21 protein-coding genes and 3 pseudogenes are annotated in these 25,063 nt (G+C 71.7%); 12 read left to right on the forward strand and 12 right to left on the reverse strand.

Annotation, left to right across the window (positions count from 1 at the left end):
* Positions 1–110 precede the first annotated feature (110 nt).
* From AB0J36_RS32275 to AB0J36_RS32290, 4 genes are read right to left on the reverse strand one after another with little or no spacing between them, the layout of a single operon-like run.
* A complete protein-coding gene (locus AB0J36_RS32275) occupies positions 111–740 on the reverse strand; it encodes a hypothetical protein (protein WP_363661510.1) in 630 nt (209 codons plus the stop codon).
* Positions 741–755: 15 nt separating this feature from the next.
* Positions 756–1,847 carry a cellulose binding domain-containing protein gene (locus AB0J36_RS32280; RefSeq protein WP_357171519.1) on the reverse strand — a complete coding sequence of 364 codons (1,092 nt, stop codon included), beginning with the start codon at positions 1,845–1,847 and terminating at the stop codon, positions 756–758.
* Between the two features lie 48 nt (positions 1,848–1,895).
* Entirely contained in the window at positions 1,896–2,942 is a 1,047-nt protein-coding gene (locus AB0J36_RS32285) for a nitronate monooxygenase (RefSeq protein ID WP_363661511.1), read from the reverse strand.
* A gap of 34 nt (positions 2,943–2,976) precedes the next feature.
* Positions 2,977–4,089: a hypothetical protein gene (locus AB0J36_RS32290; protein ID WP_357120276.1), complete on the reverse strand. Its 1,113-nt coding sequence runs from the start codon at positions 4,087–4,089 to the stop codon at positions 2,977–2,979.
* Positions 4,090–4,366: 277 nt separating this feature from the next.
* On the opposite strand from AB0J36_RS32290, the gene AB0J36_RS32295 reads away from it, so the two are divergent.
* The 7 genes and pseudogenes from AB0J36_RS32295 to AB0J36_RS32325 all read left to right on the forward strand — a co-directional run bounded on the left by AB0J36_RS32295 (position 4,367) and on the right by AB0J36_RS32325 (position 12,023).
* Positions 4,367–4,834: a hypothetical protein gene (locus AB0J36_RS32295; RefSeq protein WP_357120799.1), complete on the forward strand. Its 468-nt coding sequence runs from the start codon at positions 4,367–4,369 to the stop codon at positions 4,832–4,834.
* Positions 4,834–6,225 (forward strand): hypothetical protein, encoded by a 1,392-nt coding sequence (locus tag AB0J36_RS32300; RefSeq protein WP_363661512.1) that lies wholly within the window; start codon positions 4,834–4,836, stop codon positions 6,223–6,225. The genes AB0J36_RS32295 and AB0J36_RS32300 overlap by 1 nt, the downstream gene beginning before the upstream one ends.
* A pseudogene (locus AB0J36_RS32305) lies at positions 6,222–6,458 on the forward strand (VWA containing CoxE family protein); the annotation flags it as partial. The gene AB0J36_RS32300 and the pseudogene AB0J36_RS32305, both read left to right, overlap by 4 nt.
* A 216-nt stretch (positions 6,459–6,674) precedes the next feature.
* Positions 6,675–7,736, forward strand: a pseudogene (locus AB0J36_RS32310) (VWA domain-containing protein); the annotation flags it as partial.
* A gap of 14 nt (positions 7,737–7,750) precedes the next feature.
* A complete protein-coding gene (locus AB0J36_RS32315; protein WP_357171515.1) occupies positions 7,751–8,863 on the forward strand; it encodes an AAA family ATPase in 1,113 nt (370 codons plus the stop codon).
* Positions 8,860–11,685, forward strand: coding sequence for a DUF5682 family protein (locus AB0J36_RS32320; protein WP_363661513.1), 2,826 nt, complete (start codon positions 8,860–8,862; stop codon positions 11,683–11,685). Before AB0J36_RS32315 ends, AB0J36_RS32320 begins: the two co-directional genes overlap by 4 nt.
* Before the next feature lie 65 nt (positions 11,686–11,750).
* Complete coding sequence (locus AB0J36_RS32325; RefSeq protein ID WP_357120288.1) at positions 11,751–12,023, forward strand: hypothetical protein; 273 nt, start codon at positions 11,751–11,753, stop codon at positions 12,021–12,023.
* 396 nt (positions 12,024–12,419) lie between these two features.
* On the opposite strand, the gene AB0J36_RS32330 is transcribed toward AB0J36_RS32325, so the two are convergent.
* Positions 12,420–12,641: a hypothetical protein gene (locus tag AB0J36_RS32330; protein ID WP_363661514.1), complete on the reverse strand. Its 222-nt coding sequence runs from the start codon at positions 12,639–12,641 to the stop codon at positions 12,420–12,422.
* Positions 12,642–12,851: 210 nt separating this feature from the next.
* Here AB0J36_RS32330 and AB0J36_RS32335 point away from each other — a divergent pair, with 210 nt between their 5' ends.
* A complete protein-coding gene (locus AB0J36_RS32335; protein WP_357171512.1) occupies positions 12,852–13,061 on the forward strand; it encodes a hypothetical protein in 210 nt (69 codons plus the stop codon).
* Positions 13,062–13,096: 35 nt separating this feature from the next.
* On the opposite strand, the gene AB0J36_RS32340 is transcribed toward AB0J36_RS32335, so the two are convergent.
* Positions 13,097–14,365: an Nramp family divalent metal transporter gene (locus AB0J36_RS32340; protein WP_363661515.1), complete on the reverse strand. Its 1,269-nt coding sequence runs from the start codon at positions 14,363–14,365 to the stop codon at positions 13,097–13,099.
* A gap of 179 nt (positions 14,366–14,544) precedes the next feature.
* Between AB0J36_RS32340 and AB0J36_RS32345 the strand changes: the two genes are divergently transcribed.
* The 3 genes and pseudogenes from AB0J36_RS32345 (at position 14,545) to AB0J36_RS32355 (ending at position 16,850) form a co-directional block, all read left to right on the forward strand.
* Positions 14,545–14,952, forward strand: a complete 408-nt coding sequence (locus AB0J36_RS32345; RefSeq protein WP_355050404.1) for a GntR family transcriptional regulator — start codon at positions 14,545–14,547, stop codon at positions 14,950–14,952.
* Positions 14,953–14,972: 20 nt separating this feature from the next.
* Positions 14,973–15,864: pseudogene (locus AB0J36_RS32350) on the forward strand (ABC transporter ATP-binding protein).
* Positions 15,861–16,850: a transporter gene (locus tag AB0J36_RS32355; protein ID WP_363661516.1), complete on the forward strand. Its 990-nt coding sequence runs from the start codon at positions 15,861–15,863 to the stop codon at positions 16,848–16,850. Before AB0J36_RS32350 ends, AB0J36_RS32355 begins: the two are co-directional and overlap by 4 nt.
* A gap of 58 nt (positions 16,851–16,908) precedes the next feature.
* On the opposite strand, the gene AB0J36_RS32360 is transcribed toward AB0J36_RS32355, so the two are convergent.
* Positions 16,909–17,736 (reverse strand): ABC transporter permease, encoded by an 828-nt coding sequence (locus AB0J36_RS32360; RefSeq protein ID WP_357120307.1) that lies wholly within the window; start codon positions 17,734–17,736, stop codon positions 16,909–16,911.
* Positions 17,733–18,698 carry an ATP-binding cassette domain-containing protein gene (locus tag AB0J36_RS32365; protein WP_357120310.1) on the reverse strand — a complete coding sequence of 322 codons (966 nt, stop codon included), beginning with the start codon at positions 18,696–18,698 and terminating at the stop codon, positions 17,733–17,735. Before AB0J36_RS32365 ends, AB0J36_RS32360 begins: the two co-directional genes overlap by 4 nt.
* A 92-nt stretch (positions 18,699–18,790) precedes the next feature.
* On the opposite strand from AB0J36_RS32365, the gene AB0J36_RS32370 reads away from it, so the two are divergent.
* Positions 18,791–19,129 (forward strand): hypothetical protein, encoded by a 339-nt coding sequence (locus tag AB0J36_RS32370; protein WP_357120313.1) that lies wholly within the window; start codon positions 18,791–18,793, stop codon positions 19,127–19,129.
* On the opposite strand, the gene AB0J36_RS32375 is transcribed toward AB0J36_RS32370, so the two are convergent.
* The 4 genes from AB0J36_RS32375 to mmsA form a co-directional block, all read right to left on the reverse strand.
* On the reverse strand, positions 19,126–20,331 hold the full coding sequence (locus AB0J36_RS32375; protein WP_363661517.1) for an ROK family transcriptional regulator: 1,206 nt from the start codon (positions 20,329–20,331) through the stop codon (positions 19,126–19,128). The genes AB0J36_RS32370 and AB0J36_RS32375 overlap by 4 nt on opposite strands.
* A gap of 169 nt (positions 20,332–20,500) precedes the next feature.
* Positions 20,501–21,607, reverse strand: coding sequence for a sugar-binding protein (locus AB0J36_RS32380; protein WP_357120316.1), 1,107 nt, complete (start codon positions 21,605–21,607; stop codon positions 20,501–20,503).
* Positions 21,608–21,658: 51 nt separating this feature from the next.
* Complete coding sequence (gene mmsB / locus AB0J36_RS32385; protein ID WP_357120319.1) at positions 21,659–22,957, reverse strand: multiple monosaccharide ABC transporter permease; 1,299 nt, start codon at positions 22,955–22,957, stop codon at positions 21,659–21,661.
* Complete coding sequence (gene mmsA / locus AB0J36_RS32390) at positions 22,954–24,501, reverse strand: multiple monosaccharide ABC transporter ATP-binding protein (RefSeq protein ID WP_357120323.1); 1,548 nt, start codon at positions 24,499–24,501, stop codon at positions 22,954–22,956. Before mmsA ends, mmsB begins: the two co-directional genes overlap by 4 nt.
* Between the last annotated feature and the right edge of the window lie 562 nt (positions 24,502–25,063).

Genomic DNA, 25,063 nt, shown 5'->3' on the forward strand with positions numbered 1-25,063 from the left:
CGCCCCACCCCCCCCCCCGGCGCCCCCGCCCCGCCGTCCGCCGCGCCCCCGCCCCGGCTCACGGTGCTCGGGGGCGGGCCTCCCGGGGCGCGCGGCCCGCCCACCGCCGTCTAACGCGTGCGGACGTACGCCAGCGGCACGGTCGTCGGCTGGCCGTCCCAGGAACCGCGCAGGGTGACGCCCCGAACCTCGCCCGCCCCGGCGACCGGCCGGCGGACGACGACCAGCTCCACCGTGTCGGTGACGATGACGGTGTCGTCCCCGTCGACGACCCGCCGAACCGCGCCGACCTCCGGCACGTCGCCGCCGCCGTCGACGTCGATCGTCATCGCCGGCGCTCGCACCTCGCGCCGACCGTCGACCTCGAAGTACTGCTCCGCCTGGCCGGCGCCGCTCAGGACGGCGTGGGTCAGCGCCGACGCGTACACCGGGTCGGCGCAGGCGTCGTACACCCAGCGGCGGCCGAGCGCCGAATGATCGGTGGTACCGACCAGCCACTCGTCGGCGTCGTCGAGCGGCGCGGCGCGGTAGGTCAGTGGAACCTGGTGGACCGGCCCGTCGGCGGCGGAGACCAGGATCGTCTCCACGCCGACCTCGCCGGCCGGGTCGTCGAAGCGGTACGCCCCCCTACTCACCACCTCGACGCCGGCCGGTCCCCGGTACCAGGGTCGGTCGGGCAGCCAGGTCGTCAGCAGTTCGAGCTTCGTGGGGCGCAGTGTCGCCCGGTGCAGCAGTGCCATGCGTCCGGAGCCTAGTCAGAACCCCGCGCACGGGTTGCCGCCCACGGTGCACCCCTCCGGCTCCCGGGCCTTGGGTCGGCTGTCGCGGACGTCGAAGCGGATCGTCCGCGACCCGCCGGCCGGCAGGGCCGCGCCGGTGAGGGTGAGCGCCTGCCCGTCCCGGGACGAGTCCGCCCCGTCGACGTCGTCCACGCTGCTGCCCTCGGCCAGGGTCACCACCACGACCCACTGCTCGACGGGCGCGGGCCCCGGATTGTCCACCACCACCTCCCCGGTGTAGCCGAACAGCCGACTGGAGGCGGTGTCGTACCGCGCGACCAGCGGGGGCGGGGGCGGCGGCCCGGTGGGAGTGGAAGTGGGCGACGGCTTCGCCGACGCGGTACGCGTCGGACGGGCGCTGGTCGGCGTCGCGGTGCGCGACGGGCGTGCGGAGGCCGTGGCCCTGGGTTGTGTGGTCGGCGTCGCCGCCACGACGCTCGGCTGCGGTGGCGTCGGGGTCGGCGACGAGGTGGGCGCGGTCACCGGGTTCGACTCGTCCGGCAGCGTCAGCCACGTTATTGCCCCGGCCGCCAGCAGCACCCCGACGAGCCCGACGACGACCGTCCGCCGCCGACGCCGAGCCGGACCGGTCGCCGCCGCGATCACCGGCAGTTCGGTGGTCATCCCGGCCTCGCCTCGGCGCAGGTCGACCTGCTGGAACGCGAGCCAGTCCAGAATGGCCGGCAGACGCACGGTGAGCGCCTGACGCAGTTGCTGGTCGCGGGCGTCGCGCTGCTCGTCCGACCAGGCGCCGTGGGTCGGCACCTCCCGCACGGCCAGCCGACTGCCCTCTCGGGTGGCGGTGACGGTGCAGGTCAGCTCGGTGAGCCGGCCGGCCTCGTCGCAGCGCAACGCGAGCAGCTCCGGCACCTGCCGCTCGGTCACCTCGACCTCGACGTCGGCGTCGAAGCCGGGCAGGTCGGCCGTGTGCAGCCGCAGCCGGTCCGGTACTCCCTCCACCATGTCCGCCTCGGCGAACCAGCGGCCGAGCAACTCCCGATCCGTCAGTGCGAGCCAGACCCGGTCGGACGGGTGGGACAGGTCGACGTGCGCGCCGATCTCGATCACGGCGAGACTCTAACGGGTGGCCAGGAGACTCCGGGGTCGGAGGCCGGCTCAGCCCCAGCGGCCCGCCCGCTCGACGGCCTCCGTCAGCGCCACCCGGGCGGCGGTGCTCAGCTCGACGACCAACTCGGCCGCCGGCACGTCCCGGGCGAGAGGGTGCGCCTGCCCGGCCCACAGGTTCGCCACCGAGGCGTCGCCGTCGCGTCGGGCGGCGGCGAGCAGCGGACGGGTCAGGTGCAGCACCTGCGGGTAGCCGACCGGCGCCTGCGCGTCGTGCGTCCGCAGGAAGTCGTTGACCACGCCACGGGCCCGCTTGCCGGTGTAAGCCCGGGTCAGCGCGGTCGGGGCGACGCTGGCCACCGCCGCGCGGTGCAACGGCGAGCTGCCCGCCTCCGGGCAGCGCAGGAACGCCGTACCGACCTGCGCCGCGACCGCCCCGGCGGCCAGCGCCGCCGCCAGCGCGGGGCCGTCGGCGATGCCGCCCGCCGCCACCAGCGGACGGTCACCTCCGGCGACCAGCCGGAGCAGCGGCAGCAGCGCGTAGTCGTCGTCGTCCGGCAGACCGCCGCGGTGCCCGCCGGCCTCGGTGCCCTGCACGATGACGGCGTCGACGCCCAGGTCGGCGGCGGCGGTGGCGGCGTCCGGTCGGGTGACCGTCGCCCACACCTCGGTGCCGCGCTCCCGCAACGCCGTCACGGCGGCGCGGTCGGGCAGTCCGAACGCGAAGGACACCACCGGCACCGGGTCCGCGAGGAGCGCGGCCAGCTTTTCGGGGTACGCGTCGTCCCCGCCCACCGGATCGCCGAGCGTCACCCCGAACTGCTCGGCCTGCGGCGCGAGCCGCCGCGCGTACGCCGAGACGGCGGCCTCGTCGACCCGACCGTCACCGGGGAGGAAGACGTTGACCCCGAACGGCCGGTCGGTACGGGCGCGCACCGCGGCGATGTCGGCGACCAGCCGGCCGGTGTCGATCATGCCGGCGGCCAGGAACCCGAGTCCACCGGCGGCGGAGACCGCCGACACGAGATCCGGCGTGGACGGGCCGCCGGCCATCGGGGCGGCGACGATCGGGTGGCGTAGCGCGGACAGCACGGACATCCACCCATCCTCCCGTACCGCGCCGGTCTGCCCCTCAACGTCGGTCGGTGTGCCGCCGCCACAGCAGTCCGGCCACGGCGAGGAGGGCCAGCAGCGTCCCGGCGCCGGCCGCCAGCGACCACACCTGGCCGCCGCCGATACCGGCCGCCTGCGCCGCCGGGCTGGCCGCGGCGGGCGACGGCGGGGCCGCCGTGGTCGACTCCGCGGGATGAGCGGCGGGGGCCACCGTCGCGGGGTACCGCAGGATCGTCGGGCGGCTGCCGGCCGGCTGGTCGGCGGACTCGGAGACGGTGAGCAGCGACCGGCCGTCCCGGCTGTAGGTGATCGACTCGCCCTGCGGCTCGTCCGGCAGCGGCGTGATCCGCGGGGTACCGCCGGTCAGCGCGCCGACCAGGTCGTCGCCGGCCACGTCGTACTCGAACGCGTCGGCGTAGCTGCGTAGCACCACCCGGCGGCCGTCCGGCGCGCTCGCCGCGCCGGTCACGACGCTCCGGCCGAGAAACGAGTACGGATTGCTGGTAGTTGTCGACGGCAGGACCACCTTGCCCACGGAGGCCAGCGGCGTGGTGGCGCCCGGCTTCAGCGCGGTGGTCGGGGCGTACAGGACGACGGTGCCGCTGCCACCCTTGGTGATGATCAGCGGACGGCCGGACGCGTCGATCAGCAGCGCCTCCGCGTCGTGCGGATTGTCCGGATACGTCATCCGGTGGAGCACCGGCCGGTCCGCGCCCGGCGCGAGCCGCCACAGCGCGATCGTCTCGCGGTTGCGGTCGTTGTCACCGATGTCGGCCACCCAGAGGGTGCCGTCCCGGCCGACGGCCAGGTCCTCGGTGTCCCGGGGCCGGGTGGGGTAGCTGACGGTCCGCGCCACCGCGCAATTCTTGTCGAGGAAGAAGATCCGTCGGCGGGCCTCGTCGTCGGCGCCGTCGTTGACCACGACGTACCCGTCGTCGGTGGTGACCATCCCGGACAGCTCGTTGAGCCGCTCGTCGCGGATCTCGCACACCGGGTCGCCCGCTTTTGCGGCACCGGCCGCCGCCGGAGCCGCCGGTAGGGCCACGGCCAGCGACGCCGCGCCCGCGACGAGAGTCGCCACCGCCGTCGTGCGGACGCGCCGCCCCCGGGTCAGCCAGCCGCGTACCCGCATCGTCCGCCTCCTCGTCGCGGCCGGTGGCCCGGCCGTCCCGCCCATCCTGGCCGATCGGGGACGGCGACGGCGACCAAGCGCGCGGACCCGACGGCATCCGCGCTCCGGGCCGCGCCGCCGTGCCCGCACCGCACCCGGCTCTGTCGTACCCGTGGTCCATGATCGTGTCGTCGCAGCGCCGCCGACGCCGGCCGCGCGCGCACCACCCTGCATTCTTCTCAACGTGGGAGGCCGTGACGTGACGAACGCCGACGAAGCCGACTGGCGGCGGCGCAGCGTGGTGGCGGTACTGCCGCCCGCCCGCTCCCGCAAACTGGCGAAGGTGCCCTTCGTCGAGCTGGCCGACGGACGTCTGCAGGGCGTGGTCTCCAGCGGGTCGGACGTCGAGCGGGTCTACGTCTCGTCGGTCGCGGCCGGCACCCACGCCTACCAGTGCAGCACCAACAACAACCGGCCGTGCGGGGGCTTGCGCGCCACCCCGTGCAAGCACTTGCACGCGCTCGCGGACGAGGCGCTCCTCCAGTACGGCGTCGACCGCGTCGCCCGCTACCTGCGGGTCGACGTCGGCGACGGGGTGGCCAGCGGAGCGGAGCTGCTGGCCCGGCTGGACGGTCAGCCCGAGCCGGCGTCGGCGGCGGTGGTGTTCAGTCGCTTCCTGCGCCACCTCGCCTACCTTGAGGTTCCCGTCAGCACGGCCCCGCTGCCCGAGCTGCACTGGTTCCCGGCGACCCGGGCCGCCCGCTGATGCGCGGCGCCCAGGTCGCGCCCCTGCGTACGGCCCCGGCCGGGTTGACCGACGCGCTCGATGTGGTGGCCGGCTTCGACGACGCCCTCATCGACGGTTTCGGCCGGGTCGGCGAGCGGGGCGCCTCCGCACTGGCCGCGTTCGCCGACGCGCTCACCGGCACGCCACTGGGTGGCCCGGTGGCCGTCGCGGTGGACGCGGTCGTCGCCGGGTCGGTCGCCCCGCAGCACCTCGCCGCGCTCGCCGGAGCGCGCTCGGCGCTGCTCGGCGCGGCACACGACGCCCTGCTCAGGCAGCTCGACGAGACACTCGGCCGCACGCGGTCGTCGTGGACGACACCGACCAGCGTGCCTCCCGAGGCGCCGGCCGCGCTCGCCGGCGCGCGGGCGTGGTGGCACGAGGTGGCGCTCACCGGCTGGCGGGGCGTCGACCACGAGCTGCTCTCCGTGGCCGCCGGGGTGGTCGAGACCAGCCTCCTCGTGCCGGAGCTACGACGCGTCGCGGTGCTGCTCGACGGGCTCGCCGCCGAGCTGCGGGCCTGCGTTCCGGTCGCCACCATGGCGCGGGTGCCGGCACGCCGGTGGGCCGATCTCTGGGCTCGCGGGGTCCTGCTCGCCGAGGGCACGCCACCGCCCGAGGCGACGCCCTCGGTCTCCGGGCGGCTGTTGCCGCTCGGTGTGGACGTGCACAGTCACGACACCGCGGTGCAGATCCAACTGCACGCCATCCTGGAGCCGGCGGACGGCGGCCCGGCGCGGCTGGTCCGCACGGCGGTCACCGCGGCGAAGGTCGACACCATCGTCGGTCCGGCGATCTGGCGGCTGTTGTCGCACCATCCGGCGCTGCTCACCGCGCTGGCCGACAAGCGGGCGTTGACCATGACCGACCTGCCGCTGCGCGGCGGCGACCTGGGCTGGGTCGACGACCGGGTCCGGCTCGACGAGCCCGCCGACCCGTTCGCCACTGCCCGGGTCCTGTTACCCGCGGCGACCACGGCCGCGACCGACCCCCTGGATCGACACCCGGCGGGCATCGCCGAGCCCGTCCTCGTGGAAGGGCCCGTGATCCGGGACGAGGCCGGCGCCCTCGCCGTCGAGGTGGACGGCGAACGGATACCGCTGGCCGTCGACAGGTTGCCGGCCGCCGGTCCGCTGACCGTCGACCTGGTCGCCACCGCGTCCGCCAGCCTGGGGCTCCTGCGCTGGGACGACGACCGGTGGCAGCTCCAGCCGTTGGCGGTGCTGGGCACGGTGAAGCGGCGAACGGTGCCGGCGCACAACGGCGACTGGGCGTGCGGCGTCACCGATCCGAAGATCGCCAAGGAGGAGGCGCGGGCGGGCGACGCCGTGGCCGTGCTGCGCGAACGCGCGGGACGGTTGCTGCGCCGATGACCACGCCGATCCCCACCGGCGGGTTCGCCGACGCCAACCGCCGTCAGGTTCTCTACTGGCGGCTCTTGTCCCGCCTCTTCGACCGCGACGAGCAGCCCAGCCTGGAGTCGGCGAGCGTCGCCGTGGTCGACGACCTCGGGCTGCCCGCCGCCCTGCTGGATCCGGCCGTCTCGGTGGACACCATCGTCCAGCGCTTCCCGACGCTCGCGGCCGAGCTGCGCGGCCTGCTCACCCCCACCGACGCCGGGCCCGACGCCATCGGACCCGACGCCATCGGACCGGACGCCATCGGGCCTCGGGCCGTTGGGTCGGACAGCGGGCGGGACGACGCCGAACCGGACGACGCTGAACCGGACGACGCTGAACCGCACGACGCTGAACCGGACGACGCTGAACCGCACGACGCTGCGCCGCACGACGACGGGCCGCGCGCGGATTCGGCCTATCTGCCCGGTGCCGCCGAGGTACGCCGCGCCGCGCTCGTGTCGAAGGTGCTGCTGAACGTGTTCGCCACCGGCTCCGGCCCGGTCAGCGCGACCCAGCTGGCGCGGTGGCAGTCCGATGCCGGCTGGTTCGAGCAGGCACTCGGCTGCGAGCCCGGCGAGCTGCGCCGTCAGAGCGGCGGGCTGGGCGGCACCCTCGCCGGGCTGGAGGGTGACCTGGTCCGACGGATGCACCTGCGGGAGGTACTTGCCGACCCCGCGCTGGCCAGCCAGCTGACCCCGAGCATGTCGCTGATCGAGCAGTTGCTACGGGACAAGGCCAACCTGTCCGGACTGGCGCTGGCGAACGCCAAGGCGTTGATCCGGCGCTTCGTCGACGAGGTCGCCGAGGTGCTCCGGACGCAGGTGCAACAGACGAGTGTCGGCGCGCTCGACAGGTCGGTGCCGCCCAAGCGGGTGTTCCGCAACCTGGATCTCGACCGGACCATCTGGCAGAACCTGACCAACTGGAGTCCGGACGACGAGCGGCTCTACGTCGACCGGCTCTACTACCGGCACACCGCACGGCGCACCACTCCGTCCCGGCTCATCGTGGTGGTCGACCAGTCCGGCTCGATGGTCGACGCGATGGTCAACTGCACGATCCTCGCCTCGATCTTCGCCGGCCTGCCGAAGGTGGACGTGCACCTGATCGCGTACGACACCCGGGCACTGGACCTCACCCCGTGGGTGCACGACCCGTTCGAGGTGTTGCTGCGTACGCAGCTCGGTGGCGGCACCGACGGCACGGCGGCGCTGACGCTGGCGCGGCCGAAGATCGCCGAGCCGAAGAACACGGTGCTGGTGTGGATCTCCGACTTCTACGAGGTCAACCACCAGGCGGTCTTCGACGGCCTGCAGGCCGTCCACCGCTCCGGCGCCAAGGTCATCCCGGTGGGCTCGGTCAGCAGCTCGGGCCAACAGAGCGTCAACCCCTGGTTCCGGCAACGCCTGAAGGACCAGGGCACCCCGGTCATCTCCGGCCACATCCGCAAGCTCGTCAGCGAGCTGAAGAACTTCCTCACCTAGGAGAGCAGTCCCTCATGTCCGAGATGTTGCGCGCCCCCGCCGAGGTCACGTACGCCGACGAGCTGGATTTCCTCGAGTCGGTCGACACCGGTCCGAAGCCGTTCTCGTGGCGCCTGAGCCCGCGCATGGTCCGGCTGTTCATCCTCGGGTCGGAGCGGGCTGACGGCCTGTCCCGGGAGATCCCGCAGAAGTGGTTCGGCGACCGCAGTTTCGTCGAACGCGCCATCGTCACCCTCGCCTCGGACCGAGGCCTGCTGCTGATCGGTGACCCCGGCACCGGCAAGAGCTGGCTGGCCGAGTTGCTGGCCGCGGCCATCTGCCGCAACTCGACCCTGGTCGTGCAGGGCACCGCCGGCACGACGGAGGACCACATCAAGTACTCGTGGAACGTGTCCATGGTGATCGCCAAGGGCCAGTCCCGGGAGTCGATGATCCCGTCGCCGATCATGACGGCGATGGAGCGTGGCGTGGTCGGTCGCTTCGAGGAGTTGACCCGCTCCACCAGCGACGTACAGGACGCGCTGATCTCGATCCTGTCCGAGAAGTACGTCGCGATCCCCGAGCTGGACCAGGACAACATCGTCTTCGCCCAACCCGGTTTCTCGATCATCGCAACGGCGAACAGCCGCGACCGGGGCGTCAACGACCTCTCCTCGGCGCTCAAGCGGCGGTTCAACTTCGTCCGGATCCCGGTGGTCACCAACAAGCGCAGCGAGGCCGAGATCGTGCGGTTCCGCACCGAGGAGTTGCTGCGCCGGCACCGCATCGAGCTGGACGTGCCGCCCACCCTGCTGGACATCCTGTTGCAGAGCTTCGCCGACCTGCGCGCCGGCGCCGCGGCGGCGACGAGCGACGAGGAGAAGCTGGAGTCGGCACTGTCGACCGCCGAGCAGATCGGCGTGCTGGAGGACGCGATCCTGCACAGCCAGTTCTTCGGCGACCGTACGCTGCGCGCGGCGACGCTCGCCGGGTCGTTGGTCGGATCGCTGGCCCGGCGCAGCCCGGAAGACCTGGCAATCCTCAACAAGTACCTGCACGGCGTGGTCGAGCCACGGGCCCGCAAGGACGACGACGGCTGGGCGGGCTTCCTGGACGGCGGCCGTCAGGCGATCGCGTCCCTCTCGTGACCGCGTCGACAGTCGCCGGCACGTTCGGCGCGCTCCGCGAGCAGCTCACCGACGCGGCGACCGCGTTCGCGGGCTCCTCCGACGCGCTCGGCGCGATCCTCGCCGGGATGGTCGACGATGTCGACCGGGCGCTCGGCGAGCCGCTGGAGATCTTCCCTGTCTGCCACCACTCGCCGGCCTCCGCGCTGGCCATGGTGCGCCGGCTGCGCGCCAAACAGCCCCGGGTGATCTACCTGGAGCTGTGCGAGGATCTCCAGCCGCTGCTCGGCGAGTTGCGCAACTGCCGCCTGCCGGTGGCGGTGCAGGCGTTCGCGTCGGAGCTGTCCGGCTTTCCGGCCGACTGGGGGCCGCTCAGCGTCGTCGCGCCGATCACCGAGGCGTCGGCGGAATACCAGGCCATCGCGTACGCGCTGGAGACCCCCGGCGTGGAGCTGGTGCTGGTGGACCGCTCCTCCGACCACGTCTTCCAGTGGTCGCCGCGCGACCAGCCGACCGGCGCGAGCAGCGCGAACGGGCCGACCGCCACCGGTGCGGAATCGGGACTGCACGGCGACGCCGTCGGGGTGGAGATCGGCGACTTGCGACCACGGTTCGCGGAGCTGGAGGCGTACCTGCTGCACCACGGCAAGGTGCGGCACTGGTCGGAATGGTGGGACCAGTACGTGGAACGCCCGCTGGCCGACGCCGACCACGACACGTACCGGCAGGTGATGGTGCTGATCGGCAGCCTGTTCCGGCGGCTGCGCCCGGCCGACGCGGATCGGCTCGATCGCGACGAGGATCGCGAGCGGTACATGTGGACGCGGATGCGTCAGCACCTGGCCACCTCCGGCGTCGATCCGGCGCACTGCCTCTACGTCTGCGGCGCGTTCCACGCCGCCAGCCGGGTCGAGCAGTTCGGGCTGGGCTCCGGCGCGGACGATTTCGAGATCACCCCGCGCACCGACACCCGCTGGCGGTACGGGCTGATCCCGTCCAGCCACTCGGCGATCGAGGCACAGTTCGGGCTGGCGTCCGGCTCGGTCTCCATCGCCGCGGCGACCTGGGCCAAGGAGGTACGCCGCCACGGACTGTCGCCGTACCAGCTCGGCGGCCAACGCACGACGGCCGTCCGGGGGCGACGCGGTCGGGTCACGACGGTCCCCTCCCCCGCCGGGCCGGTCGATGACCGACTCACCGGCTTCCTCGCCGCGCCACCGCGCCCGGACGGTCTGGACGAGGCGGAGCTGCGCGGCTGGTGTGTCGACATCGTCCGGTTGGCTCGCCGCAACGGATATCTGGCGAGCACCGCCGACGCGATCGCGGTCTTCGAGACGTCGGTCCTGCTGGCCGGTCTGCGCAACCGGGCCCGGCCCACGCCGTACGACTTCGCCGACGCCGCGGTCACCTGCATCGAGAAGGACGTGGTGCCCGGCCGGCGGGACGTCCGACGGCTCTGCGAGATCCTGCTGGGCGGCGACCGGATCGGTCAGGTCGGCTACGACGCTCTGCCGCCGCTGGCCCGCGACGTGTTCGATCGGCTGGAACCGCTCGGCCTGGCCCTGGAGAAGCGGACCGTCCAGCGGGCGCTGCTGGACCTGAACGCCGAGCCGGCGCTGGGCCGCTGCTCGGACCTGCTGTGGATCCTGCGGCATCTGCTGCCACCGGCCGCGGTCCGCCCGATCATGGGTGAGCGGCGGCTCGGTCAGCGCTCGGTCCAGGAGAGCTGGGACCTGGCGCTCGGTCACCATCAGCGGGCGTTGATCGAGCTCGGCTACGACGGTGTGACCGTCGAGCAGGTCCTGGAGCAACGACTGCGTCGGGCGGTGCGCGGCCCGGACGCCACCGCCGCCAGCGCTCTGGCAGCGGTCGAGGACGCGATCCGGCTGCTCGACAGCCCACGTCTGTTCGACGAGCTGGGGGCGCGGGCGGTGGAGCTGCTCGCCACCGCGCGCACCGTCGACGACGCTCCCGACGTGTTGCGCCGTATCCGACGGTTGCTGGCGCATCACCGGGCCACCGCGCCGACCCTGCCGGCCTGGTGCCAGGCGTTCGTGACGACCGGGTACGCGCACTACTGCACCCTGCTGCCCACCGCGATCACCAGCGACGAGACCAACGTGCGGCAGGTCGGCGCGATGCTCGGCTTCCTGTTCTCGATGGAGGGTCTGGCACTGTCGTTGGGCTGCGACCGCTCCCAGCTGGAACTGGCCGTCGCGCAGTCGCACCCGACCGCGCCGGCGAAGGTGGCGCTGCTCTGGGCGGGCCGACACCAGCTCGGCCTGCTGTCGGTGGCCGATCTGCGGGCCCGGTGTGCCGAGCTGCTGGCCAACCCGCTGGTGGTGCCGGCCTTCCCGCAGTACCTGGCCGGATTCGTGCACGCGCTGGAACCGGTGCCCGGTCTCGCGCCGTTCGTCGTCGAGACGATCTCCACGGCCTTCGCCCGGCTGCCCGATCCGGTGCTGCTGCCCTGGTTGCCGACCCTGATCACGACACTGCGGGAGCAGGGCCCGGAACTGGTTCCGCTCCTGATCCGGGAGGCCGGACGGACCTTCCCGGAGGCGCTGCCGGAGCTGGATTCCTGGGTGCCGCCGTGGGTCGCGGCCCCACCTGTCGGGCGGGTGGACGACCAACGCGCCGTGGCCGCGCCGCAGCGGCGGGTCGGTGTCCTCCTCGCCGCGCATCCCGAGGTGGTCGACGCGATCTCCGGTCTGCTCGGGTACGACGGCGGGTGGCCGCCGGCCGACGACGCTCCCGCCGAGCAGGGTGCGGTGGCGGGGCTGCTGGCGAGGCATCCCGAGACGGTCGAGGCCGTGGCCGCGCGGGTGGTGCGCCAGGCGTGAGCGCGACGGCGGCGGGTAGGCAGCGGCCCGGCGTCATGGCGACTTCCGCCGGGTAGGAGGCTTTGATGAGCACGTACCGGGACGAACAGGGCGACCAGTTCCCTCCTCCGGAGGCGGACGCCGCCGAGCAGCGGCAGGACGCGTTCGACGTGGGGCCGCCGGACCGGGTCTCCGGCGACGTGGACCCGGAGGCGTCCGAGGCCGACCTGGCCGAGCAGGGCGCGCTACCTGCCGGCGCCCTGGAGGAGGTGACGTCCCTGCCGGCCGACGCCAACCCGGCGGACGCCCTCGAACAGCGTCAGGAGATCCCGGCGCGGGACGAGGGCCGCCGCACCTGAACGCCCATGCCGGACACGGCGGTGCCCCCGCCCTACCGGCGGGGGCCCGTCGCTTAGGACCAGTGGAGGTGACTGTTGTCGGCGGTGCCTGTCGAGCTGCCCCACAGGTGGGGCGGCACAGCACACGACCGGAGCCGCGGTGTCGGTGGACGGTCAAGGCCTGCTTGACCCAGCCCAAGAACCGGCCGTAGTGCTCCACCGGGTCGGGTGCGGTCCGGTACAGGTCGGTCAGATCCCGGCTCGCCTCAGTCAGGCAGTCGGCCATGTCCACCCCGAGCAGCTTCGGCTCGTCCGAGTAGTCGGCCACGAGTTCGACTTTCGCGTGCTCGCACGGCCAGGGGAGCACACAGGACGCGCAGAACCAGAACGGCCGGACCGGGGCGTGCCGCTGGCCGCTCACTGCTGAACCCCCTGGTAGCGGACCGGCGACCATCGGTCAGACCAGCGTAGGGTCGACGACTGGCTGTGAATGATCGCGTTGACGGTTCCGAAGATGACGCCAGGTGCTCGTTGGACCCGCTCGAGGTCTTCGGTCACTCGCGCGATGGCGGTCAGCCGGCCACGGGCGTCGAAGAGTTCTCGCCGGACATCCAGGAGTGACGCCTCGAGCTGGCTCACCCACTCGCGTAGCCGCTCTACCTCTTGTTCCTGTTCCACTCCAGCCTCCAGGGGTGGTTTCGGACGGGACACCCGTCGCCGCCGGGCTCCGCCTTGCGCGGCGACGGGCGTAGACAGATCCCATCCCGGACGCTACCCCCCTGTCAATCCTGGCGCGCCTATCTGAGCGCATTCATGTTGACCCGTCACGGCCGGTCTACCTTCGTTCGCATGGCAGATGGACCGGGCGAACTCGTCGCGGCGGGCGAGGTCCTGGCGATGCTCGGGGTGGGCCGCTCACGGTTCCGCCAGATCCAGCAGTCGCCACACTTCCCGGCTCCGTACGCCCGACTGTCGGTTGGTTCGATCTGGCTCAAGGCTGATGTGGAGAAGTACATCGCCGAACACCGACGCCCCCGCTTGGTAGACGAGGACGAGTAGCCCCGTCCGCCTTCCCGGCACTGACACCGGCTGGCTCAGCCGGCGACGACCTGCCACAGCAGGAAGGCGTTGAGCGCGACGACCAGGACGGCGACTCCGGATGCGGCGACCGTGGTCAGTGGGTGGTTGACGAGGTTGCCCATGAGGTCCCGGCGACGGGTGAAGGCGACCACCGGGATCAGCGCGAACGGGATGCCGAAGCTGAGGATGACCTGCGACAGCACGAGGGCGCGGGTGGGGTCGAGGCCGATGGCGAGCACTACCACGGCGGGTGCCAGGGTGACCAGGCGGCGCAGCAGCAGCGGAACCCGGCGGCGCAGGAAGCCCTGCATGATCACCTCACCCGCGTAGGTGCCGACGCTCGTGGAGGCGAGCCCGGAGACCAGCAGGGCGACGGCGAACCCGAAGGCGGCGGCCGTGCCGATGCTCTCGCCCAGGCCGGCGTGCACCCCCTCCAGGCTGTCGGCGCCCACCGGGCCGCCGCCCCGGAAGCTGGCCGCCGCGATCAGCAGCATGGCGAGGTTGACCGCGCCGGCCGCCGTCAGGGCGAGCAGCACGTCGGTGCGTTGGCCCCGGAAGAGGGTACGGCGTTCGGCGTCGTCGGTCGCGGGGATGCGGTCGCGGGTCAGCGCGGAGTGCACGTAGATGACGTGCGGCATGACCGTCGCCCCGAGGATGCCGGCGGCCAGCAGGACGCTGTCGGTGCCCTGGAGGCGGGGCACGAGGCCGGCCATGGCCGAGCCCGGGTCGGAGCCGGCGGCGAGCAGGTTGGCCGCGAACGCCAGGACGATGACGCCGAGCAGCACGGCGACGGCGATCTCGAAGGCGCGGAACCCGCGCGAGCGCAGGGCGAGCACGACGAACGCGGCCGCGCCGATGATCAGCCCGCCGGGTAGCAACGGGATGCCGAAGAGGAGGTAGAGGGCGACCGCTCCCCCGATGACCTCGGCCAGGTCGGTGGCCATCGCCACCAGCTCGGCCTGCACCCACATCATCCGGTTGAGCGGGCGGGGCAGGCGCTCACGGCACAGCTCGGGCAGGCTGCGGCCGGTGGCCAGGCCCAGCTTGGCGGTGAGTGTCTGCACCAGCATGGCCATCAGGTTGGCCACCACCACGACCCAGACCAGCAGGTACCCGTAGCGGGCGCCGGCCGCCGAGTTGGTGGCGAAGTTGCCCGGGTCGACGTACGCCACGGCGGCGACGAACGCCGGGCCAAGCAGGATCAGCCGTCCCCGTACCCGGCCCCGGGCGCGGGCGATCTGTAGCGGCGTCGCCGTCGTCGCCCGGAGGTCGTTGGTGACCATCGAGCACCTCCCCATCGAGTACGGATCGCGTGCCTGTTCCGTTCCCGGGCGGCTGACCCGTCGGTGCCAGTCGGTGGCCCACGGGTGCCACGGTCCCTTCGCGCTTGACAGGCGTCGCCGACCCGACCAAGCTGTCTCATAGTCCTACTGTCGTAGGACAACAGGAAGGATCATCACGAGTGATCGAGTTCGTGCTCGACAGCCGGTCGAAGGTGAACACCTACATGCAGCTCGTGCAGCAGGTGAAGCAGGCGCTGCGCGTCGGTCTGCTCGCACCCGGCGATCAGCTGCCGAAGGTTCGGGACGTCGCCCAGTCACTGGCGATCAACCCGAACACGGTGCTGAAGGCGTACCGGGAGTTGGAGATCGAGGGTCTGGTCGGCGGCCGACCCGGGGTGGGCACGTTCGTCCAGCGCACCCTGGCCGGCGCGTCCCTGCCCAACCAGGCCGAGCTGCGTGACGACCTCGTGGCGTGGTTGCAGCGGGCGCGGGCCGCCGGCCTCACGGCCGAGGACGTCGTCGCCCTGGTGGAGACCACGCTGCGCGCCACCCTCACCGACGACGCCCCACAGAAGGAACCCGCGTGAGCGGTACGAGAGGACAGAGGATGGAGATGGTCTTGGAGGCCGACCGGCTGGGCAAGCGGTACGGCAGAACGTGGGCGCTACGGGACTGTTCGCTGCACCTTCCGGCCGGCCGGATCGCCGCGCTGGTCGGGCCCAACGGCGCGGGCAAGAGCACGTTGCTGCACCTGGCGGTCGGGCTACTCAAGCCCGACGAGGGCGTGGTACGGGTGTTCGGCAGGTCGCCGTACGGCGACACGGAAGGGCTGGCCGACATCGGGTTCGTCGCCCAGGACACGCCGCTGTACCGGGACTTCACCGCCGCCGAGTTGGTCGTCGCCGGCGGCAAGCTGAACCGGCGATGGGACGCGGCACTGGCCCGGACCCGGTTGGCGCAGCTCGGGATACCGCCCGACAAGCCGGTCGGCAAACTGTCCGGCGGGCAACGGGCGCAGGTGGCGCTTGCTCTCGCACTGGCCAAACAACCCCCGGCTGCTGCTGCTCGACGAGCCGGTGGCCAGCCTCGATCCGCTGGCCCGTCGGGAGTTCCTCCAGTCGCTGATGGGCAGCGTGGCGGATTCCGGCACCACCGTTCTGCTCTCCTCGCACCTGCTGGCCGACCTGGAGCGCGTCTGCGACTACCTGATCGTGCTCAACGCGGCCAAGGTGCAGCTCACCGGCTCGGTCGACGACCTGGTTGCCGGGCACCGGCAGCTCGTCGGCCCGCGGCACGACGGCGGTCCGATCGGGGGCGTGGCGCACGTGGTCCGGGCCAGCCACACCGACCGGCAGTCCACGCTGCTGGTACGCACCGACGGTCCCGTCACCGACCCGGCCTGGACGGTCCGCGACGTCAGCCTGGAGGACGTCGTCCTGGCCTACCTCGCCGACGGCGTCACGCAGACCAGTCACAGCGAGTGGGGGGTGGCGGCATGATCTGGCTGACCTGGCGGCAACACCGCAAGCAGGCGTTCTACACCCTCCTGGGGTTCCTGGTGCTCGCCGCGGTGCTGGTGCCGATCAGCCTCTCGATGCGGAGCACCTTCGCCGACCTCGACCTGGCCACATGCGTGCGTCAGCTCGACGACCCGAACGTGGCGGCGGCGACCCGGGAGGCCTGCGACGCGGGGTTCCACCGCTTCAGTAACCAGTACGGCAGCCTGAACCTGGTGGCCGTCCTGCTGATCACCCTGCCGGTGCTGGTCGGCCTGTTCTGGGGCGCGCCGCTGGTCGCCCGCGAGGTGGAGCAGGGCACCCACCGGTTCGTCTGGACCCAGGGTGTCGGCCGGACCCACTGGGCCCTGGTGAAGTTCGGGCTGGTGGGCGCGGGCGTCCTGGCCCTCGCGACGGCCTACGGGCTGGGTATGTCCTGGTGGGTCGACCCGCTCACCGACGCCGCGTACGAGGGCCGGCTCGGCATGATCGTCTTCGACCTCCAGGGCACCGTCCCGATCGGCTACACACTCTTCGCCGTGGCGCTGGGTATCTTCGCCGGCACCGTGTGGAAGCGGATGCTGCCCGCCATGGGCATCACCCTCGCCGGGTTCATCGGCGTGCGGGCGGCCGTGGAGATCCTGGCCCGACCGCACTACCAGCCCGCCAAAACCCAGACCTTCCCGATCGAGGGGGGTGGGATTCCGGAGGGCGACCGGGGCAACTGGGTTCTCGCCGTGGGAATCCGCGACGCCGACGGGACGATGGTCGCGGAGAACACCCGCATCCAGTGCCCGCCGGGCGGCAAGGGCCCGGACGGCCGAGTCTGCGGTGCCGACCTGGGTCTCGGGCCGGGCGCGTACAACTGGGAGATGTACCAGCCGGCCGACCGGTTCTGGCTGTTCCAGAGCATCGAGACGGGCATCTTCGTGGCCCTCGCCGCGCTCCTGCTCTACCTCGCGGTGCGTCGGGTCCGCCGGATCGCGTAACCGGGCGGGTGATCGCCGGAGCCACGGGGGCCCCGGCGATCACCCGTCCCTGCCGGCCTCAGCGGCCCAGCCGCCGGTAGCGGGCGACCGAGAGCGGCAGGAACACGGCAACCAGCGCGATCGGCCAGGCCACCGCCAACCAGAGGTAGTGCCGCGCGGCCCACGAGTCGCCACCCCAGCCCGGGTTGCCGAACAGCTCCCGGGCGGCGCCGACGGTCGCCGACAGCGGGTTCCAGGCGGCCACCGCGCCGAGCCAGGCCGGCATGGTGGACGGCGCGACGAACGCGTTGGAGAGGAAGCCGAGCGGAAACTCCAGGGTCTGCACCGCGACCACGGCCGTCTGTCCCCGGGCGACCAGGCCGAGGAAGATGCCGACCCAGACCAGGGCGAAGCGCAGCAGCAGGATCAGTCCCGCCGCGCCCAGCGCGGCGCCGACGCCGCCGTGTGCCCGCCAGCCGACGGCGAGGCCGGTGGCCAGCAGCACCGCGAGGGTGACCAGCGCGAAGAGCAGGTCGGTCACCGCGCGGGCGACGAGCGGGGCGAGTGGTGCGACCGGCATCGAACGGAGCCGGTCGGTGACCCCACGCTCCAGGTCGTCGGCGACGGCGATCGTGGTGAGGCTGATGCCGAACACCATCGTCATCACGAACATGCCGGGCATCAGGAACTCCCGGTAGCTGCCCCCGTCGGGGACCTGCATCGCCCCGCCGAACAGGTAGGCGAAGATCAGCACGATCAGGATGTTGAAACCGAGCGAGGCGACCAGCGGCCCGGGGTCACGTCGCCACCGGGCCAGGCCACGCCAGACCAGGGCACCGCTGTCTGTCAGGGCAGCGGGCCGGCCGGGCGTCAGGTCCACGGTCGCGGGCGGGTGTGTGGCGCTCACGCGGTCACCTCCACGGTGGCCCGACCACCCGTGACGTGCAGGAAGACGTCGTCGAGGGTGGGTCGCCGCAGGGCGATGTCGACCACCGTGACCTGCGCGGCGTCGAGCGCCCGCAGCACCTCGACGAGCGCGCCGGCCCGGTGCCCCACGCCGGCGCTGACCGCGCGCCGGTCCACGTCGACAGTCGGTTCGTCGGCGACCACCCGACGCATCTGCGCGACGGCGATCGCGAGGTCGGCGGGCTCCCCCACGACCACCTCGATCCGGTCGCCGCCGAGCTGCGTCTTCAGCTCGTCGGGGGTGCCTTCGGCGACGATGCGCCCGGCCTCGACCACCGAGATCCGGTCGGCGAGCTGGTCCGCCTCGTCCAGGTGCTGGGTGGTGAGCAGGACGGTGGTGCCCGCGCGGACCAGCCCGCGGATCGACTCCCACACCTCGCTCCGGCCGCGCGGGTCCAGCCCGGTGGTGGGTTCGTCGAGGAACAGCACGGCGGGGGCGAGGACCATGCCGGCGGCCAGGTCCAACCGGCGACGCATGCCCCCGGAGTACGTGCTGACCGGCTGCTCGCCGACGTCGGCCAGGCCGAACCGCTCCAACAGCTCGACCGCCCGCTGCCGGGCCCGGCGACGGCCCAGGTGGAACAGCAGGCCGAAGAGCACGAGGTTCTGCCGGCCACTGAGCGCCTCGTCCAGCGCGGGATGCTGCCCCACCAGGCCGATCCGGTAGCGCACCTGGTCGGGCTGGCGGGTCACGTCGAACCCGGCGACCTCGGCGTGCCCCTCGTCCGGGCGCAGCAGCGTGGACAGGATCCGTACCGACGTGGTCTTGCCGGCCCCGTTGGGACCGAGCAGGCCACACACCGTCCCGCTGGCCACCTCAAGGTCGAACCCGTCCAGGGCCAACCGGTCCCCGTACCGCTTCCGCAGCCCTCGCACCACTATCGCCGCGCCGCTCGTCGTCACACCCGTCCCCTTCCCACAGCCGGACACCGAAGGTCTACCGTACATGGTACGGTAGACCGTACGGGATTGGTGGGTCGACTAGCGTCCCCGGCATGACGATCTCGTTGGACGGCCGGCGGTTCGCCGCGGTGACGGACGTGGTGGCCGGTGAGGTGGGCACCGAGACGGTCTTCACCTACCACGAGCGGGCGGGCGAGGTCTGGGCCGAGTACGCCGGTGGGTCCATCCGACGCGGCTGTCTCGTGGGCACCCGCGACGGCGACCGGTTGGACTTTCGCTACGTCCAACTCAATGCCGAGGGCCAGACGTCCACCGGCCACTGCGTCTCGCAGGTGCGGGTCCGGGCCGACGACCGCCTGGAGCTGCACGAGTCCTGGGCCTGGGAGTCCCGGCCGGGCAACGGCACCAGCGTGGTGCGGGAGATCGCCTAGATCGGGTCGACGGAACTTGACTGGCCGGCGACGCCGACGTTGAGCGGATCGGCCAGCAGCTTGTCGAAGGCCATCTCGGCGGCCCCGATCAGGACGGCGTCCCGGCCGAGAGCCGCAGCCCGCAACCGCAGGTGCTCACGGGAGGCCGGCAGCGGCATGGCGTCCAGCCGCCGCCGCACCGTGTCCGCCCCGGCGATGAAGATGTCGCGCAGCGAGCCACCGAACACCACGGCGTCCGGGTTGACCACGTTGACCAGGTTGGCGACGCCGAACCCGAGCCAGTCGGCGACCCGCTCGACGGCGGCGCGGGCGGTCGCGTCGCCGTCCGCCGCCGCGCGCAGCACGTCGGCCACAGCGGTCCGGTCGTCGGGGTCGAGGCCGGCGTGCCGCAGCAGCGCGGCCTCGGAGATCTCGGTTTCCCAGCAACCACGGGAGCCGCAGCCGCACGGCAGTCCGTTCGGGTTGACCACCATGTGGCCGACCTTGCCGCTGTGGCCCCGGTGGCCGATCATCAGTCGGCCACCGACCACGATGCCGGCGCTGATGCCGAGGTCGCCGTGCAGGTAGATGAGGTCGTCGATACCGGGGGCCACACCCCGGATGTGCTCGGCCAGGCCCGCGATGTCGGCCAGATCTCCGGCCACGAATCCTGGGCAGTCGGTCAGCTCGGCCTCGAGGGCTGCGCTCAGGCCCTCCTCGACGCCGACGATGCGCAGGCCGCCGTCGGCGTCGCGGGTGGTGTCGGTGACGGCGACCGCGCCGCCGACCAGCAGCGCGTCGGAGGCGACGCCGCGCTCCATCCCGCGCACGAGGTCGGCCAGGGGGCGGACGGCGTCGACGGCCGACATTCCACCGGGACGGGGTGCCTCCCGCAGGTCGAGGATGCGACCGCCGAGGCCGATCCGCGCCGCCCGCAGTCGGTCCGCGTCGATGCTGAGCGCGTGCGCGTAGACCCGGTCGGAGCGAGGGCTGACCACGAGGGAGGGGCGGCCGGCGCGGCGGGTCGTGGCCGGCGCCTCCTCGGTGACCAGACCGCTGGCGGTCAGGTCGGCGGCGAGGGCGCCGATGGTGCTGCGGTTCAGGCCGAGACGGCTGGTCAGCTCGGCCCGCGACGTCGGCCCGTGCAGGTGCACGTAGCGCAGCACGGCGCCGAGGTTCTGCCGTCGGATCTCCTCCTGGCTCGCGCCGGGGACCGGGGGCAGTGGGGTGTCGGCGGTACGACCGGCGCCGGCTGGCCTGGACCGCACGGGTGTCGCCACGGTCAGACCTCCTTCACGGATCGGTGCCGGGTGAACGATGGGGCGCGGACGACGATGGGCCCCGGAAGAGGAGATCCGGGACCCATCGGCGTTGCTGCTTACCGTGTGCTGATTACTTGGTGAGCGGCGCGAGCTTCGGGTCGTTGGCGTACGCCTCGACCACGTTCGCCTTGGTGACGGCGACCGGCGGGAGCAGGAACGTGTCGACGACCTTGCTGCCGTTGTTGTAGGACTTGGTGTCGTTCACCTGCGGGGTGTTACCGGCCTGGAGAGCCTTGACCATGTTGATGGTCTCCTTCACCAGGTTGCGGGTGTCCTTGTTGATCGTCATGTACTGCTCGCCCTTGACGATCGACTTGACCGACTCCACCTCGGAGTCCTGACCGGTGACGATCGGGGTCGGCTTGCCAGCGCCCTTGACCGAGGTCAGGATCGCGCGGGCCAGGGTGTCGTTCGGGGAGAGGACGCCGTCCAGCTCCTTGTTGCCGTAGGTCGAGGTCAGCAGCTGGTCCATGCGGGCCTGCGCACCCTCGGCCTTCCAGCCCTGGATGGCGGTCTGCTTGACGTCCTTCTGACCCGAGGCGACGACGACGTTGCCCTTGTCGATCTCCGGCTTGAGCACGTCCATCGCGCCGTTGAAGAAGACACCGGCGTTGTTGTCGTCCGGCGAACCGGAGAACAGCTCGATGTTGTACGGGCCGTTCGGCTTCTTGGCCTTCATGCCGTCCAGCAGGGCCTGGCCCTGGAGCTGGCCGACCTTGAAGTTGTCGAACGCGACGTAGTAGTCGAGGTCCGGCGTGTTGGTGATGAGCCGGTCGTACGCGATCACCTTGGCGCCGGCGGCGTGCGCCGCGGCGACCTGGGTCGCCAGCTGCGCGGCGTCGGTCGCGCCGATGACGATGACCTTGGCGCCCTTGGTGGTCATGGCGGTGATCTGGGCCTGCTGGTCGGCGACCGTGGTCGACGCGCCGGCGTACTGCACGTCAGCCTGGAAACCGGCCTCCTTGAGACCGTTGGTGAACAGGTCACCGGCGAGGACCCAGTTCTCCGAGGTCTTGGCCGGCAGGGCCACGCCGATCAGCGAGTTCGCCGCGAAGCCCTTGGCGTCGCCGCCACCCGAGCTACCGGAGTCGCCGTCGCGGCCGGAGCCGCAGCCGGCCAGGGCCAGCATGGCGGCGGCGCTGATGGCCACCACCGACGAGCCGAAGATTTTACGCATGGTGAGGACTTGCCTTTCTGGATGTGAGACGGGTGGAGAGGTCGGTGGCCGTCAGCCGGACACCGCTGCCTTGGCGGGCTCGCGCTCCGCGTCCGGCGGTGAGGCGGGTGGTGCGGAGTCCTCGCGGCGGAACGGCCGCATCAGGCTCCCGATGATGGAGAAGCGCCCCTGGCTCTTGTTGTAGACGTCGATCGCGACGGCCAGCAGCAGGACCAGGCCCTTGATGATCTGGACCTTGTCGGTGCCCACGCCCTCGAGCTGGAGGCCGTTGTTGAGCACGGCCATCACCAGACCACCGACGATGGAGCCGCTGATGGTGCCGATACCGCCGGCGACGGCCGCGCCACCGATGAAGACAGCGGCGATGGCGTCCAGCTCCCAGCCGTTACCGTCCTGCGGCCCGGAGGCCTGCGAACGGGCCACGAAGATCATGCCGGCCAGCGCGGCCAGGACGGACATGTTCATCATGACGAAGAAGTTGACCCGCTTGAGCTTCACGCCGGACAGCTCGGCCGCCCGGGAGTTGCCGCCCACCGCGTAGATGTGCCGGCCGCCGGCCGTGTTGCGGGTGTAGAAGGAGTACGCGATGACCAGCGCCACGAGGATGATGCCCGAGATCGGGAAGCTGGTGCCGACGCGACCACTGGCGAAGCGCAGCGCCGCGAAGGCGATCACTCCGACCATGACGGCCATCCGCAGGATCGAGATCCACAGGGGCGCCGGGTCGGCGTCCATCGCCCGTCGGGTGTTGCGGGCCCGGATCTCGCGCCACACCACCGCCACAGCGGCGGCCAGACCGAGCAGCAGCGTCGCGTTGTTGTAGCCGGTGTTCGGGCCGAACTCGGGCAGGAAGCCCGAGCCGATCTCCCGGAAGCCCTCCGGCACCGGGATGCTCTGGGCGTTGCCGATGAACTGGTTGCCACCGCGGAAGAGCAGCATTCCCGCCAGGGTGACGATGAACGCCGGCACCCCGATGTAGGCCACCCAGAAGCCCTGCCAGGCGCCGATCACCGCGCCGATGGCGAGGCCGAACACGATGGCGGCGGGCCAGGGCAGATTCCACTCGGTCATCGACTTGGCGACCAGGATGCCGGTGAATGCCGCGACCGAGCCGACCGAGAGGTCGATGTGCCCGGCGACGATCACCATGAGCATGCCGATGGCCAGGATCAGGATGTACGAGTTCTGCTGGAACAGCGCGATCAGGTTGTCCGACCGCAGCGTCAGCCCATTGGTCCAGATCTGGAAGATCAGGACGATCGCCACCAGGGTGAAGATCATCCCGAACTGGCGGGCGTTGGAGGTCGTGCCTCCAAACAGGTTCTTCTGAAGGTCTCTGATACGGCTCATCGGGTGGCCAACTTCTTCGTCGAGGTCATCTGCTTCATGAGGGTTTCCGGGTTCGCGTCCGCCCGGGCGATCTCGCCCGTGATGGCGCCTTCGAAGACGGTGTAGATGCGGTCGCAGAGCCCGATCAGCTCAGGCAGCTCCGAGGAGATGACGACAACGCCCTTCCCCTGGTCGGCGAGCCGCTGGATGATGCCGTAGATCTCGTACTTCGCGCCCACGTCGATGCCGCGGGTCGGCTCGTCGAGGATCAGCAGGTCCGGGTCGCTGAACATCCACTTGGCCAGGACGACCTTCTGCTGGTTGCCGCCCGAGAGCTTGGAGACGCCCTCGTCGACCGTCGGGGCCTTGGTCCGCAACTCCTTGCGGTACGCCTCGGCCGCCTGGTACTCCTCGACCTCGCTCAGGACGCCGTGGTGCGAGATCTTGGACAGCTTGGCGGCCACCGTCGACGTCTTGATGTCATCGAGCAGGTTGAGGCCGAGCGCCTTACGGTCCTCGCTGACGTACGCGAGGCCGTGGTCGATGGCGTCCGCCACCGACTTCAGGACGATCTCCTTGCCGTCCTTGATGATCGTGCCCGACTCGTACACCCCGTAGGAGCGGCCGAAGACGCTCATCGCGAGTTCGGTGCGGCCCGCGCCCATCAGGCCGGCGAAGCCGACGATCTCGCCGCGGCGCACCACGAAGCTCTCGTTCTTGCAGACCTGGCGCTCGGCGGAGATCGGGTGCCGGACGTTCCAGTTGCGCACCTCGAAGAAGACGTCGCCGATCTTCGGGGTGTGGTCCGGGAACCGGCTGCTCAGCTCGCGGCCGACCATGCCCCGCACGATCCGGTCCTCGTCGACCCCGTCCGCCTTGACGTCGAGGGTCTCCACGGTCTTGCCGTCCCGGAGGATGGTGATCTGGTCGGCGATCGCCTCGATCTCGTTCAGCTTGTGCGAGATCATGATCGAGGTGATGCCGCGGGAGCGGAAGCCGCGCAGCAGGTCCAACAGGTGCCGGGAGTCGGCCTCGTTCAGCGCGGCGGTCGGCTCGTCCAGGATGAGCAGCTTCACGTCCTTGGCGAACGCCTTCGCGATCTCCACGAGCTGCTGCTTGCCGACGCCGATGTCCTTGACCAGGGTGTCCGGGTTCTCCTCCAGACCGACCCGGGCCATCAGGTCCAGCGCCATCCGGTTGGCGGCCTTCCAGTCGATCGCGCCCCGCTTGCGCGGTTCGTTACCGAGGAAGATGTTCTCGGCGATCGACATCCCGGGGATGAGCGCCAACTCCTGGTGGATGATCACGATGCCGGCGCCCTCGCTCGCCCGGATGTCGGAGAACTTGCTCTCCGACCCCTGGTAGACGATCTGGCCGTCGTAGCTGCCGTACGGGTAGACCCCGCTGAGCACCTTCATCAGCGTGGACTTGCCCGCACCGTTCTCGCCGCAGATGGCATGGATCTCGCCGGCGCGAACCACCAGGTTGACGTCGGAGAGGGCCTTGACTCCGGGGAACTCCTTGGTGATGGAACGCATCTCAAGGAGGATCGGCACGTCGCTCATCGCTCGTACCACCTCGCCAACGTCATCGGTTGCCTCCGGAAGGTTGAACCTTCACTTGGTTTTGTTGTTGACGGCAACGTATTGCGGTGAGCAGGCCATCCGCAAGGCGAGGCGGTGTTGAAAATGTAACAATCCGGCAATATAGACGAAGCAGAGTATTCGCCCGTCACGCCGGTCCCACGAGTCGCCGATGGCACCATGGACCGCTCCTGGCAACGTTGTCAAATCGGAGTCGACGACCCATCCGCGCCGATCACCGCAAGCAGGCTCGCCACCAGGCACGATCCGCCCCAGCAGGCGCGGACACCCGGGCGCCGCGGCCGAACTGCCATCGAACGGTGGTGATCGAGCCATGAGGCCGGCGACCCGTCCAGCATGCCTCGGCCGACCGCGGCCTGCGATGTGACCCACGCCTCCCCCGAGCGAAGGGATCGACGGCCGCCACCCCCGCACGCCCCGCCCCCGCCCCGCCCCGCCCCGCCCCGCCCCGCCCCGCCCCGCCCCGTCGATCATGGAGTTGTGGTGGGTGACAAAGCGCGCGTCAATCTCCAAACCCGGCACC

This window comes from Micromonospora sp. NPDC049662, assembly GCF_040675055.1.
Lineage (GTDB): Bacteria > Actinomycetota > Actinomycetes > Mycobacteriales > Micromonosporaceae > Micromonospora.

Coding starts and splice junctions, on each gene's coding strand:
- mmsA (WP_357120323.1), bottom strand. CDS start 24,501: ATGAGCGACGTGCCGATCCTCCTTGAGATGCGTTCCATCACCAAGGAG.
- AB0J36_RS32315 (WP_357171515.1), top strand. CDS start 7,751: ATGTCCGAGATGTTGCGCGCCCCCGCCGAGGTCACGTACGCCGACGAG.
- AB0J36_RS32275 (WP_363661510.1), bottom strand. CDS start 740: ATGGCACTGCTGCACCGGGCGACACTGCGCCCCACGAAGCTCGAACTG.
- AB0J36_RS32355 (WP_363661516.1), top strand. CDS start 15,861: ATGATCTGGCTGACCTGGCGGCAACACCGCAAGCAGGCGTTCTACACC.
- mmsB (WP_357120319.1), bottom strand. CDS start 22,957: ATGAGCCGTATCAGAGACCTTCAGAAGAACCTGTTTGGAGGCACGACC.
- AB0J36_RS32290 (WP_357120276.1), bottom strand. CDS start 4,089: ATGCGGGTACGCGGCTGGCTGACCCGGGGGCGGCGCGTCCGCACGACG.
- AB0J36_RS32325 (WP_357120288.1), top strand. CDS start 11,751: ATGAGCACGTACCGGGACGAACAGGGCGACCAGTTCCCTCCTCCGGAG.
- AB0J36_RS32335 (WP_357171512.1), top strand. CDS start 12,852: ATGGCAGATGGACCGGGCGAACTCGTCGCGGCGGGCGAGGTCCTGGCG.
- AB0J36_RS32340 (WP_363661515.1), bottom strand. CDS start 14,365: ATGGTCACCAACGACCTCCGGGCGACGACGGCGACGCCGCTACAGATC.
- AB0J36_RS32370 (WP_357120313.1), top strand. CDS start 18,791: ATGACGATCTCGTTGGACGGCCGGCGGTTCGCCGCGGTGACGGACGTG.
- AB0J36_RS32300 (WP_363661512.1), top strand. CDS start 4,834: ATGCGCGGCGCCCAGGTCGCGCCCCTGCGTACGGCCCCGGCCGGGTTG.
- AB0J36_RS32285 (WP_363661511.1), bottom strand. CDS start 2,942: ATGTCCGTGCTGTCCGCGCTACGCCACCCGATCGTCGCCGCCCCGATG.
- AB0J36_RS32380 (WP_357120316.1), bottom strand. CDS start 21,607: ATGCGTAAAATCTTCGGCTCGTCGGTGGTGGCCATCAGCGCCGCCGCC.